Source organism: Gottfriedia acidiceleris (genome assembly GCF_004138285.1).
GTDB classification, from domain to species: Bacteria; Bacillota; Bacilli; order Bacillales; family Bacillaceae_G; genus Gottfriedia; species Gottfriedia acidiceleris_A.
Map to the genome: position 1 here is coordinate 246,048 of NZ_SCFN01000007.1, position 12,818 is coordinate 258,865.

Consider the following 12,818-nt stretch of genomic DNA (forward strand, 5'->3'; position numbering starts at 1 on the left):
TCACTCTCCTACATTCGTACAAATTTTATGATACGTTTAGGATGTTTCAGTTTTTAACATATCATGTTTCCAATTTGTAAACTTTTACTTCTCTAACGGAAATGTAATGATAAAATTTGATCCACTACCTTCTATCGATTCAACACGAATCGTACCATTTTGCTTTTCAATTAAATCCTTTGTTAATGCAAGCCCTAAACCCGATCCTCCAGATTGACGAGAACGATCCTTATTTACGGTAAAAAATGGTTCAAATATTTTATCCACTAATTCCGAAGAAATACCAATACCCGTATCTGATATATTAATAACTAAACGATTATTTTCAATCCTATTTGAAACGTTAATCTCTCCATTTGTTTTATTATATTTAATGGCATTATCTAATAAATTCATAATGATTAATGTAAAGCTTTCTTTATCAATAAGAATCGTTGCATGCTCAAAACTTGTACGGATAGATAAACCAAACTTAGTCAATTTCCCTTTCATTCTTAAACAGATATCTTCTAAAAGGGAATATACATCGACTTTTTCTTTTACAATTTCAAAGTCATATTTCTCAAGTTCTGCTAGCTTTAATATTTTTTCAACCATATCGTAAAGTCGAAGTGATTCTTTTCCTATATTACTAATTGCTTCTTCTAATAATTTTGGATCATCCGAATACATGTCTAATAAATCAATATAAGCCCTAATTACAGTCAGTGGGGTTTTAAACTCATGAGTAATCGATCCAATAAATTGCTTTTGTTGTTTTTCTAATACTTTAAGCTTTTCAACAGCTAATTGCAGATTTTCTTTTTCTAGTTGAATGCCTTTTATATTATGTTGAATTTCATTACTCATGTAGAAGATTGCTTGGCTTAAATAACCCAACTCATCTTTTCGACTTAAAGTAGAACGGTCTGGATAGTTTCCTAATTTAATTTCCTCCGTTACCTTTCTAAGTTTTAAAATACTCATAACCAGAGAATTAAAAAAGAAATATCCAATAATAAAACTAAGAATTGTAGTTATTAAACCAATTTTAATAAACAGTTTAATTGTATTATCATAAAACTTCTGATTATTAATTAATGAATAATCGAACTGAACAACCCCAATTTGATTATTAGCATTATAAATTGGTGCAAAATAAGATAATGTTTCACCGCTCTCCTGATATGCAATTTTACCTTTTAACGCATAACTTAAAGTATCCCCTACATCTCTTGTAGATTCTAAAGGAAGAGAATCTCCTGCAACTTTTCCAGACATATTAAAAATTGTGACATGAAGACTACTAATAATCCCAATCTGTCTGGCAATTTCCCGACCATATCGTTTAAAAAAATCTTGAGGATTTTCTGTTGTTTGACTTAAATAAACTTGCTTTACATATACATTTGCTAATTTACTTTGCCTAGCAAGTGTTTCTTCTGTTTGTTTTTGCTGGTTTTGTTTGATACCTTGTAAGACTAATATACTTAATACAATGACAGTTCCGATTAATAGCATGGCTAAAAATAAGCTCGACTTAACTTTAATACTCAGTTTCATTTATTTTCACTAGATATCTTATATCCGACTCCAAAAACAGTTTGAATTAAATGTTGATAAGAATTACCTAACTTTTTACGTAAACGTTGAATATGAATATCGACTGTTCTCGTTCCACCGATATACTCCATTCCCCACACTAAGTCTAATAATTCATCTCTGCTAAAAATTCGATCCATATTTGAAATTAATAATACAAGAAGGTCGAATTCTTTAGGGGTTAATTCTATATTTGTTCCATCAACTGTAACTTTTCTTTGAGCAGGGATTACTTGTAGCTTATTAATTGAAATGCTCTTTTTTTCATCAGGGGTTGATTGTTTTTTTAATCTTCGGAGTAAAGATCTAGTTCTAGCAAGTAATTCCCTAATATCAAACGGTTTTGTTATATAATCGTCGGCACCAAACTCTAATCCTAAAACCCGATCAATAATATCATCCTTAGCTGTAAGTAAAATAATGCCAAGTCCTTCTTTATTTCCTATTTGTTTACATAAGTCTAAACCGTTCATTACAGGCATCATAATATCCGATATTAAAATATCTGGATTAAAATCTGGGATCTTATCTAATGCTTCTTTTCCATTAAATGCGTTTTCTACGATAAATCCTTCTCTACGAAATGCGTAAGTTAATGGATCTACAATACTTTTTTCATCATCTACAATTAATACTTTTCCTTGCAATTACCTCACCTAAATTCATAATTTATGTTTTTACTTTTATTTACTTAAACTTTATTTTCGGATTATTTCCTTAGGAAAAATTATAGATGGCTCAGTACTGAATTACTAAACGTTTTTTATATAAATGCAAAAAATTTACATCTTAGAAACATCTTGTTCTTTTTTTAATTCTTTGTTCTTATCATTAATTAGTTTGGACAATATTCTAGTGCTTTATCTGAAATCATACATTTAGTAATGAGTAAAAATGGGAGGGATTCCATGGAAAGTTACCATATTCGAAATATGCAAGATAAATGTAAAAAATATAAACTCTGCCATGTAGTATTTCAAACTTCTGAAAGAGCTTTATTAGAAGGGGTTTTATTAGATAACAATTCGAGTAGCGCAGACTTACTCGTCCCAGAAGACCTCGCCACACCTGAATCGCGTTATTTTGAAGTAAGACAAAATGGCGGCGAAACTTTTCGCTCTAGGTACCGAGTATATAAAAAGGTCACTGTACCATTTTCTTCAGTTGTAGCAATATACTTGTATCCGTATTACTACCCAAGTTACCCATATATTTATCAAAGAAATTATCATCCTCAATAATAAAAAAAGCATCTAGTAAAAATAGATGCTTTTTCATTTTAGTTTTTGAAGTTTTATTCCGCTACAAATGCAAGTATCGATAATGGTTTGATTTCATTAGAAGTAATAGATTCTTTTAACATTTTTACTTCTGATCGAATCAGTCCATTTAATTTACTTGGCATATTCTCAATATTATTGAGTTCAATATCGATATCTACTAAAGTCTTATTAACTTCCCATCTACCATCTTGTAATTTTGGAGAGAATATAGTTGTTTCATTTATTACGGTCCATCCTGAAACTTCACAAATATTTTTAATATCATTTGGAGTAAAAAGGGTGCGAATGTTTGATTCACTATTTTGTTTTAATGACTCATATTGAGCCTGAATTAAAATAGATAATAAATGCGGGTATTGCTCAATTGAGCTAATTCTTGTATCCCATTCGGCAAAGCATAATTTTTTACCCCATTTTTTAATCTTTTTTAAAACCGCAATAAATTCTTCATGTGATTTTAAGTACCAGGAACAGTGAGACATAACAATATAATCGAACTCATTTTCATGAAAATCAACAGTTGGTGATAAAATATCAATTTCAAACTCCATCTTTAATTGTTTCCCTAAATTCGATTGTAATAGGAAGTCTGCAGAATCTCCTAATGAAATTGGACTACCGTATGTTGGTGGGCCAATATCGATTCCATGAACAAATCCATTTTCGCCAACAATATATGCTAAAACGGCAGTCGTATCTCCTTGGCCGCAGCCTATTTCTAATACTTTACTTCCCTTTTCTATATTCCAAAACTCAACTAATTTAAAACGATGTTCTGTTTGAATTCTTTGTATATCAGACATCCCTTCACCTGAAGCCATACAATCAATAACTGATTCAACTGCATTTTTTAGCATTGAATTCCTCCTTAGAGATAAAAGTTTTTATGAAACTATTTTTCTATTACTTTCAAATTGATTTTTTATTAATCTAATTTAAAGTTTACTTCTCCTACACCTAAATCCACATTTATTGTTAATTTAACATCAGCGTTTTCGTACGCTTCATTAACATAAACACCATTTCCTTTCGAAATTAAATCGCTTATATTTGCCTTGCCAATCCCCTTACTTAAATTTATCTTTACACCAACATCAGAAGGTAACACGATTGTCGTTTTTCCAACACCTGTTTCAATATTTGCTTCGAAGCTTTTATCCCATCCTCCACCTAAATTAACATTAAGCTCTCCGACTCCGGCCTCGATCTCTAATTCATTTAAATTCAGGCCACGTAAATCAAGATTTGTTTTTGCTGCGCCAGTATTAACATCTAAAGCAATCGGAATTTTATTCGAAAGCTTCAAATTCCATTCATTCTTTAATTTACCAATTTTCACTTTTGGAAAATGCTTTTTAGATTGGTCAATTCTTACTTCTCCCGTGGAATCTTTAAGCTTATATGATACATCAGGATTAAAATATTTATTGTTATATTCGATCGTTCCGTCTACCCAATTTTTTGTACCTTTTGAAACGTTCATTACTCCGGCACCTAAATCAAAACTAACATCCAATTTTTTAGCTTGATCTTTATGAATAGAAACAGTTTCTTCTTTTACCTTTTCATTGTTAAAAATTGAACAACTAGCAAGAACGAATACCGAGGTAATCATTAATAAAGCAGAAATAATAAATTTTTTCATTTTTTTAACCTCCAATTAAAAACTTCTAATAATCACATTTTATGGAAATTAAAAAATCTAGATAACATCCTGCAGTATCAATCCGTCTACGACTAAAGTATGAAAGTAAATAAAGTACGAGATATCCATTAATAATTATTAGATTTTTTGACAGAATTCTCCTTTAATTGTTAAAAAAAAGATTAGTAATTCCAACTGAAACTAGCTATTCCTTCAAATTCAAATCAATTACATACGTTTTATTGAATACGAATAAACTGTAATGAAGGAATTGTAAAGGAGGAGAATCTATGACGAGTTCTCCACTAACAACTGATCAAATGATTTCAATCATTCAAAACGGCCTTAGAAAAACTGAATTCTCAAAAAAAGTAGTTATTGTAGGAGCTGGAATGGCCGGTTTGAGCGCAGCTTCATTATTAAAGGATGCAGGACACCATGTCACAATTATCGAGGCAAATGATCGAGTTGGAGGTCGTGCTTATACTTTGCGTGCACCGTTTAGTGATGGGCTATATTTAAATGCTGGTCCATTACGAATCCCAAATGTCCATCATTTAACTTTAGAATATATTAGAAAATTCAATTTGCCTGTAAATGAATTTATTAATGAAACCCCAAACGATATCATTTATGCAAATGGAATAAAAACTAATCAAGCTAACTATAAAAACAATCCCGACTTATTAAATTATCCAGTAGCACCAAACGAAAAAGGAAAAACTTCAGATGTGTTATTGGACCAAGCATTGCAGCCATTTATCAATTTTATTAATCAAAATCCATTAACTAATTGGGAAATAGTCGAAAAAAGGTATGGTAATATTTCATTTGGTTCTTTTTTAAATTCGTACTTTTCAGTTGGTGCAGTCGATATGATTGGTGTGCTCCTAGATTTTGAAGCATTTATGGGAATGTCCTTTTTAGAAGTATTAAGGGAACAAGTCGCTTTTAAATCAGCAACGAAATTTTATGAAATAACAGGAGGAATGGACCTATTACCAAAAGCATTTCTTCCTCAATTAAAGGATAATATACTATTAAATCAAAAACTGACTAAAATTATTCAAAATGGTAATTCCCTAACAATCCAAACAACTGAAAATAAAACTTCAAACCAATATATTATGAACGCAGAACTTGCCATCATAGCTATACCATTTTCACTCTTAAGATTTGTGGAAATTGAGCCATTCCATTCGATTTCTTATTACAAGCGAAAAGCAATTCGCGAAATAAACTACATGTCTGCAACAAAAATTGGAATTGAGTTTAAAAGTAGATTTTGGGAGAAATATGGTCAATTCGGTGGTATGTCTACAACCGATTTGCCTAGCAGACTTGCAATCTATCCTAGTATTGGCATTGGCACCCAAGGTCACGCTGTTGTGAATGCAAGCTATACGTGGGCAGATGAGGCGCTAACTCTGAGTAGTTTAACTGAAGAAGAGCGTATACAATATGCTTTACGGGACTTGTCTAAGATTTGGGGGAACCAAGTTTATTCTGAATATGTAACTGGAAAGTCCTTTAACTGGAGTCAAAATCCGTTTTCTATTGGTGCCTTTACATTTTTTGAACCGGGGCAAGAGGAAGAACTGAATTCATATATTTCTAGTCCTGAAGGTAGACTGCACTTTGCAGGGGAGCATACTTCTCGTTCCCATGCTTGGATACAGGGTGCTATTGAATCTGGGATACGGGCTGCAAATGAGGTTAATAGCATATACTAAACTACTTAAAAGCTAGAAAGACCGGGTAATCACCGCCCGGTCCAATTTTAATCAAACAAATATTTTTCAGATTATACTTCATTTAAATTATTCATCTAATGAATTAGTTCACTTAAGGTCTGTTCAACTTGCCCCAAACGAAACCTGATTTCGGCAATTACAAACTATTATTATTGAATCTGACCACTTGGCCTAAATCGACACATCATAATTTCATCTACAAATCGGCCATTTGCTTTAATATTCCCTTTCTTAACTCCCTCGACCCTAAATCCAAACTTTTCATATAACGCTTGTGCCTTAGGATTTGTCTCCAATACTCCTAGCTCAACTCTTTCTAGCATTAACCAATGATCTGCCAAATCTAATACTTTCGTAAGCAAAGCTTTTCCAATCCCCTTATTATGATGATTACCATCAGTTGCTATAAATAAATCTCCTACATGAGACCTGCGACCTGTTCTTTGCACTAAACCAACTAACCCTACCACTTCTCCATTATATTCTGCGACAAATTCAAATTCGTTTGCTTGTAAGTTTCTAATTCTATTTTCCATCATATCTATTCGCATACTAGGCAAAAATATCATATATGGAAAAACAGTATCTTGGGTGCATATACGATGAAGTGCCTTAGCATCATTTATTTCTACCGGTCTAATCAATACTTCCATCTATGCTCACTCCTACAACTTTTTTATATTAAATCTTCAAGCCATTCATGATTAGGATGATGTATCAAGATTGCTTTACTTAACCATGCTTTTTGTGAAAGGTTCAAATAATCTTTCACGTTTTTAAAGTCTTGATGATCCTTTTCTCTTGTATTTCTAACCTTATATATGAGCACTATTTCTGGATTCAAGTAAGGAATCCCTTCATTTGTAACACTATAAAATGAGTCAAGCTTACAAGTAATCGATTCATCTCTTCTAAACTTCCAATCATTTAACTCGATTTCATTTAATAAAACTTCTAATTCATCTTTTGACTTATCATTTTTGCCATGAATTTCATGAATAGGTAGTTTTAAATATTCATTCTCCCAAATTGATAATTTTCCTTTAATGACTTTATTAAACGTCCAGTTATGTAAATACTCTTTAAAATATAGTTGATCCTTGCGCGCAATGGCGATTTCAATATCATGATGATTTCTCGTTTGTTTTTCTAAGAAAAGGTCAATCGCCCATCCACCAGCTATATACCATCCTTTATTAAAATCCTTCATTTGTTTATTTATTTTATAGCATTGTTCAAAAGACATTGCTTTCCTACCTCCTAATTAAAAAAAGTACCACACTAAATGTATGATACTTATTAATTGATTTATTTAGTTCTAATAAATAATAATTTTTCTACTTTTGGATGAATTGGCTCATCTACATAAGAACGATTTGATCGATCATATGGCTGAAACCCTTCATCTGTAGATCCACTTGGATCAATATCATCCGAAAAAAGTTGTGTTCCTGAGTCATCTGAAACAGTTGAAGTCTCAAAGCCATCAGAAACTAAATTAGGACCATAGTTAATAGATAGAACAGTGAACAAACACAATATTGTTATAATGTTGGATAGTCTTTTCATCATGTTATTTCCTACTTTCGATAATTTTTAATAGAGTGCTATTGTATTCTTTATATAACATGTTTTGTTTTTCTAACGATTCTTGTTTTTCATAGTAATCTGTAACAACATCATAGTATTTAATTAGTTTTTCATGATCATTGGTTTGAACCCATAATGGCAATCCAACTTCACGTAAATATGGAACTAAATTTGCTTCGTCCTTTTTTGCTTCTAGTAATAAAACCTTCATTCGAATATAGGATGCACTATTTTTATCTTTTATTTTGGAGAGATTCTTACATAACAGCTTAGTAGCGGTCTCGTAATCATTTATGATCATCATATTATTCGCTATATTTGAAATGACTAAAAAATACTCTTCAGTACCCTCCTGTATATTAGATAAATAGTCTTGATAATACTTTATAGCTTTTTTATGTTGATTAGAATGATAGTATAAATAGCCTAAATTATGTAAAGCACTCATATGTATTGTTTTATCACTTAACATGACAGAAGAATCTAGTATTTCAATTAGAAATTGCTCGGCTCGATCTAAAAACTTGCTCTTTATTAATTGAAGTGAAAGTAACATTTTTGCATCAAGAATTCGTTTTATATTATTATTTTGTAGAAAAATAGGAATTGCCTTATTACAAAAATACATAGATAAGGAAGTCTGATTTATAAAGCTATATACTAAAGCTCTATAGAAGCAATATTCCTGGAAATCTATCTCAAGGTTTGGCGTAATTTCTTGTACTTCATCCATTACTAGAAGAGAGTCATTATATCTTTTTTCTTTTATGTAATATATTGATAGTGTAAACAAATATTTTATCGTTTCATATTGGGAAAATTTCTTCTTTTTTGCCTCAAGTTGTTTCCATTTTTTCTTTGCCATTTTAAGATCTTCAATAAAAATATAATATCTCCAAATTGTAATACAAAAATCATTTGATATATTAGTATAATTTATACTTTCCTCTTTACCAATCAATTCTTCAAACAGCATTTTACTAGAATCATAGTCAGCTCGTTCTATTGAATTCCATAATCGTTTAAGTTGACCAGTTACTTCATCTATAATATCATTTTCATCTATTACAACTCGCATCTTTTTTAAAAGCAATTCAATCGTTTCTATACCAGCCTCTTTTGTACCGTTTTCAATTTTACTTAAATGCGAAACAGAGCATATTCCTTCACATAATTTCTCCTGGGTCCATCCTAATTTCTTTCGATGATGAAAGATCATCATGCCATAATCCATAATAAAATCTCCTGTTCACCTTTATTTAAAATAGATATATTTATATGACTAGTAACTATTAATTTCCTATATTAATATTTTTAATTTTCTCTTAATAATTAAATTTTATTAGATTTTCCGACACATTAATATACTTTTTCGATTTTTTTCAGACAAATTATATTCAAAAAATTTTCCCAATACAAAAAAGTCAAACAGAATGGTATGATTTTAGTACAAGCAATTAAACGATACTAACGACAAATAACTTCATTAGTATTTTTTAAATGCACCCCCATTTAATAACCAGTTTTAAAGCAAGATGTAATCATTACATCTTGCGATTTTTTTGATTAAAGTCCTTTTTATTTCTTTAAATAATTTAAATATAGTTTTAAGTTTTCAAATCACTAAGTAATTTAATAAATTCAACCTAGTAATCTTCCAAATTAATTTATAATTGTAGAGGTCCCATATGACTAAAAAACCACTTACTTTATATTTGGTAATTTTTGGAATAACCGTCATTATTATATTAACATTAAACCTATCTATTGAAAAAGAAAAACAGAAGAGATTGGACGATGAAGCGTCTACAGAATTAATTATTGAACAAAATGTTCAAAATTCTGTAAGAAACTACATTACGGCTTTAAAGTGGAAAGATGTTGAGATTTATAACTCTGTTGTAGTTGATTCATTAAAAATCAGCAATCACTCTTACTACTTTACTAAGATAATGTCTAACGTACTTGATGCAAAATTCATCGGTGATAATTTATCTGTCATTCATTTAAATAAGAAAGATCATAAAACAACTGTACATATAAAATACGAAATAACATTTGTTGACGGGATAAAAACTGAAGGAAATTATAAAAACGGTAGAAATATATGTAATGTAACAATGGATCTTGTTAAATTAAAAAACAAATGGGTCATTTCAAGTATTTATGATTTAAAAGTTATCTAAATAAAAAAATGTTCTCAATAAAGACCGTGATAAATGAAAAAAGTCCACTAGGTGATTAATTTTCCTTGTGGGTTTTTTATGTATTTAATCCTTTTCCCCGCCTTGATCTATGCCTTTCCATTCATGAGCGATTCTACCCATAATGTATCAAAAGTACTACTATATAAAAAAGTTCACATCTTTCTTAAACCATTTTAGCAAAAATTAATACAAAAAAAGGGGGCCTCAAAAGTACTCTGACTTTGAGACCTCCTTTTTAAGTCATCTGTAGTTTCTTCCCAAATCAATTAGCCTAATTACTATAACAAAACTGATTAAATTGTATCTAAATCTTTCAGCAACAACTCTTTACTTTCTTCAAACTTTACATCTTTTACATATTCATACGCTTTAGTTTTAGCAGCTAAGCTTTCAGGAGACTGATTTAGTTTTGCATACGCTCTTGATAAAGCCTCATATGCATATGCTATGTAGAACGGCTCTACCTCTTTTTCTAAACTAATCTTGACACATTTTTTTGCGTAATCTAAAGCCGTTTCTCCTTGCCCTATAACAGCATACACTCGTGATAATTGCCAATAGCCAATCGATATGTTTCTTGGTGTATGGCTCTCAACTTTTGTCCAATGCCAAAAAGAGCTATGACATAAATGAACCATTTCTTCTGTTTCACTTTGAGATCTATTTTCTAATTCAAGTAGATCCCACACTTTATTAAAACATGAAGCAGCAAGCTCCCTATGAGTGAAGCTATTTTGTTTAATCGTCTCTTCCATAATTTACTCCTCCATAAATAAAATCAAGAATATGTATTACCTCAAATCTAGGTTTGCATAATAATTTTATTCACATACCGAGTTTGAGTCAGCATCACAGGTAGATACGGATTCAAAGCCTGTTGAACTATTTTTAATTTGAATAACTGCATTTCTTCGTTGCTCTTCTAACTTCAATCCTTTTTCACCAACGGATTGTTCATAATAGTTTATTTCTTGTTCTTGTCGCTCATCAGCATTAGCATTAAAGCTCATTAAAATACCTACTGGAGTTGCTAAAACTAACAAAAATACACCAATTCTAAGGGCCGCGTACTTAAATGCTTTGTACCCGTTTTTTAATAATTTATCCATATATATAGATCTCCTCAAATTGAATATAATATTCGAAAATTCTTTAGCAAATCTTGACTAACAATACTTATTCTCTGTAATATTCATATTCTCCTGTCTGCCACTTATGGATCATAAAAATTCTATGAGCGATCCTTACCAAAAGCTTAATTCAAAAAACAAAAAACGCGTTCATACAGATGAAAATTAATTCACCTATATGAACGCGTTTATCTTAATTCATTGTGTTTTTTTATTGCTAAGTTTCTATTCACCTAAGTCCACATTGTGGTAAACTCGTTGAACATCTTCTAAGTCTTCAAGAACATCTAGCATTTTTTCGAATTTAGCTAGTCCGTCTTCTGGTAGAGTTATATCACTTTGCGCTAGCATTGTTAATTCAGCTACTGTAAATTCTGTAATACCAGCGTTTTTAAATGCTTCTTGCATTGCATAGAACTGGTCTTGTTCAGCGTAAACAATTACAGCATCATCTTCTTCTAAAATATCGCGAACATCAACATCCGCTTCCATTAAGATTTCAAGAACTTCATCAGAAGTTTTACCTTCAAGTCCAATTACAGCCGTTGCATCGAACATATATGAAACTGAACCTGTTACCCCAAGGTTACCACCGTTTTTGCTAAATGCAGCACGAACCTCTGCAGCTGTACGGTTTACATTATTAGTAAGCGCGTCAACAATTACCATTGATCCATTTGGTCCGAAACCTTCGTAACGAAGTTCATCAAAGCTTTCTTCAGAACCACCTTTTGCTTTTTCAATCGCACGATCAACAATATGCTTTGGTACACTATAAGTTTTCGCACGCTCTAGTACTACTTTTAAAGCTTGGTTTGATTCTGGATCCGGCTCACCTTGCTTCGCTGCTACATATATTTCACGTCCAAACTTTGCATAAATACGACTAGTATTTGCATCTTTTGAAGCTTTCTTCTCTTTAATATTATTCCATTTACGACCCATCTTGTTCCACTCTCTTTCAACTTTAAATCTACGATTAATTTACTATGTATTTGACTTTCGCCAAACATTTATCATTTAATATTATACCTCATTTACACTTTTTTTCGAAATGAATCGTTACTAAAAATTAGTGGAAATAAAAAACATTACTTCTAGTTTTGAAGTAATGCTTTATTTTTATATAACCTTTACTTTTATCAAATAAGTAAAATAATTATTCCCCTTCCAAATACCTTTAACTTCATATATTCTTTCCCCTTTTTTTGGTCCAATTTGGAAAGAGTAACTTCCGTAATTATCTAAATTTTGGTCATAAATATATGATTTTTTAGTCCCAGTGTGCTCTAATATTTCAACATTTTCGGGTTGTTCTGAAAAATAAATCTTTAAGAACTCTCCTTCGAGTACTGGAATAGCTACTTCTTCTTTAATATTTTTATATGTAACATTTATTGATTTATCTCTATCTAATAATTTTCCCCAAGAATAATTTGCGATTTTATAAGGAATTGTTTTATCGGCTAACTCAAATTTAACTTCCGGTTTTTCATCTTTAGACAAAATAGTTTGGTTAATAATGATCGAAATCGTAAAGATTGCCACTAAATATAAGATCCCTTTTTTAAACATCGAACTTCCGCTCCATATTTTTTCATTTAATAAGTTTAATGTAATCTATTTTC

The 12,818-nt window shown here is 30.8% G+C and carries 15 protein-coding genes; 3 read left to right on the plus strand and 12 right to left on the minus strand.

Translation table 11 applies throughout. The features are described from left to right. Positions 1-84: 84 nt before the first annotated feature. Both EP747_RS13180 and EP747_RS13185 read right to left on the minus strand, forming a co-directional pair. Positions 85-1,542, minus strand: a complete 1,458-nt coding sequence (locus EP747_RS13180; protein WP_129690591.1) for a sensor histidine kinase — start codon at positions 1,540-1,542, stop codon at positions 85-87. After that, positions 1,539-2,228: a response regulator transcription factor gene (locus tag EP747_RS13185; RefSeq protein WP_098861482.1), complete on the minus strand. Its 690-nt coding sequence runs from the start codon at positions 2,226-2,228 to the stop codon at positions 1,539-1,541. Before EP747_RS13185 ends, EP747_RS13180 begins: the two co-directional genes overlap by 4 nt. Positions 2,229-2,489: 261 nt before the next feature. On the opposite strand from EP747_RS13185, the gene EP747_RS13190 reads away from it, so the two are divergent. Beyond that, positions 2,490-2,822 (plus strand): hypothetical protein, encoded by a 333-nt coding sequence (locus EP747_RS13190; RefSeq protein ID WP_129690592.1) that lies wholly within the window; start codon positions 2,490-2,492, stop codon positions 2,820-2,822. A 53-nt stretch (positions 2,823-2,875) separates the two neighbouring features. Here EP747_RS13190 and EP747_RS13195 read toward each other — a convergent pair whose 3' ends face one another. Together EP747_RS13195 and EP747_RS13200 are read right to left on the minus strand one after the other, a co-directional pair. Further along, the gene (locus tag EP747_RS13195; RefSeq protein WP_129690593.1) at positions 2,876-3,721 is read right to left on the minus strand and encodes a methyltransferase domain-containing protein; all 846 of its coding nucleotides are present in this window, start codon (positions 3,719-3,721) and stop codon (positions 2,876-2,878) included. Positions 3,722-3,789: 68 nt separating this feature from the next. Next, entirely contained in the window at positions 3,790-4,509 is a 720-nt protein-coding gene (locus tag EP747_RS13200) for a toast rack family protein (RefSeq protein WP_129690594.1), read from the minus strand. Positions 4,510-4,799: 290 nt separating this feature from the next. Here EP747_RS13200 and EP747_RS13205 point away from each other — a divergent pair, with 290 nt between their 5' ends. Next, positions 4,800-6,242 carry a flavin monoamine oxidase family protein gene (locus tag EP747_RS13205; RefSeq protein WP_129690595.1) on the plus strand — a complete coding sequence of 481 codons (1,443 nt, stop codon included), beginning with the start codon at positions 4,800-4,802 and terminating at the stop codon, positions 6,240-6,242. A gap of 170 nt (positions 6,243-6,412) precedes the next feature. Here the strand turns inward: EP747_RS13205 and EP747_RS13210 are convergent, their stop codons facing one another. The 4 genes from EP747_RS13210 to EP747_RS13225 all read right to left on the minus strand — a co-directional run bounded on the left by EP747_RS13210 (position 6,413) and on the right by EP747_RS13225 (position 9,087). After that, positions 6,413-6,916, minus strand: a complete 504-nt coding sequence (locus EP747_RS13210) for a GNAT family N-acetyltransferase (RefSeq protein ID WP_129690596.1) — start codon at positions 6,914-6,916, stop codon at positions 6,413-6,415. Between the two features lie 23 nt (positions 6,917-6,939). Further along, positions 6,940-7,509, minus strand: a complete 570-nt coding sequence (locus EP747_RS13215; RefSeq protein WP_129690597.1) for a nucleotidyltransferase domain-containing protein — start codon at positions 7,507-7,509, stop codon at positions 6,940-6,942. A 62-nt stretch (positions 7,510-7,571) separates the two neighbouring features. Then, positions 7,572-7,835 (minus strand): hypothetical protein, encoded by a 264-nt coding sequence (locus EP747_RS13220; protein WP_129690598.1) that lies wholly within the window; start codon positions 7,833-7,835, stop codon positions 7,572-7,574. A gap of 1 nt (position 7,836) precedes the next feature. Continuing rightward, the gene (locus EP747_RS13225; protein ID WP_129690599.1) at positions 7,837-9,087 is read right to left on the minus strand and encodes a helix-turn-helix domain-containing protein; all 1,251 of its coding nucleotides are present in this window, start codon (positions 9,085-9,087) and stop codon (positions 7,837-7,839) included. 454 nt (positions 9,088-9,541) lie between these two features. Here EP747_RS13225 and EP747_RS13230 point away from each other — a divergent pair, with 454 nt between their 5' ends. Next, positions 9,542-10,039: a hypothetical protein gene (locus EP747_RS13230; protein WP_129690600.1), complete on the plus strand. Its 498-nt coding sequence runs from the start codon at positions 9,542-9,544 to the stop codon at positions 10,037-10,039. Positions 10,040-10,353: 314 nt separating this feature from the next. On the opposite strand, the gene EP747_RS13235 is transcribed toward EP747_RS13230, so the two are convergent. The 4 genes from EP747_RS13235 to EP747_RS13250 all read right to left on the minus strand — a co-directional run bounded on the left by EP747_RS13235 (position 10,354) and on the right by EP747_RS13250 (position 12,765). Next, on the minus strand, positions 10,354-10,815 hold the full coding sequence (locus EP747_RS13235; RefSeq protein WP_129690601.1) for a hypothetical protein: 462 nt from the start codon (positions 10,813-10,815) through the stop codon (positions 10,354-10,356). 66 nt (positions 10,816-10,881) lie between these two features. After that, positions 10,882-11,169 carry a hypothetical protein gene (locus tag EP747_RS13240; protein ID WP_129690602.1) on the minus strand — a complete coding sequence of 96 codons (288 nt, stop codon included), beginning with the start codon at positions 11,167-11,169 and terminating at the stop codon, positions 10,882-10,884. 246 nt (positions 11,170-11,415) lie between these two features. Further along, complete coding sequence (locus tag EP747_RS13245) at positions 11,416-12,135, minus strand: YebC/PmpR family DNA-binding transcriptional regulator (RefSeq protein WP_129690603.1); 720 nt, start codon at positions 12,133-12,135, stop codon at positions 11,416-11,418. Between the two features lie 177 nt (positions 12,136-12,312). Continuing rightward, positions 12,313-12,765: a hypothetical protein gene (locus EP747_RS13250; RefSeq protein WP_129690604.1), complete on the minus strand. Its 453-nt coding sequence runs from the start codon at positions 12,763-12,765 to the stop codon at positions 12,313-12,315. Positions 12,766-12,818: the final 53 nt, after the last annotated feature.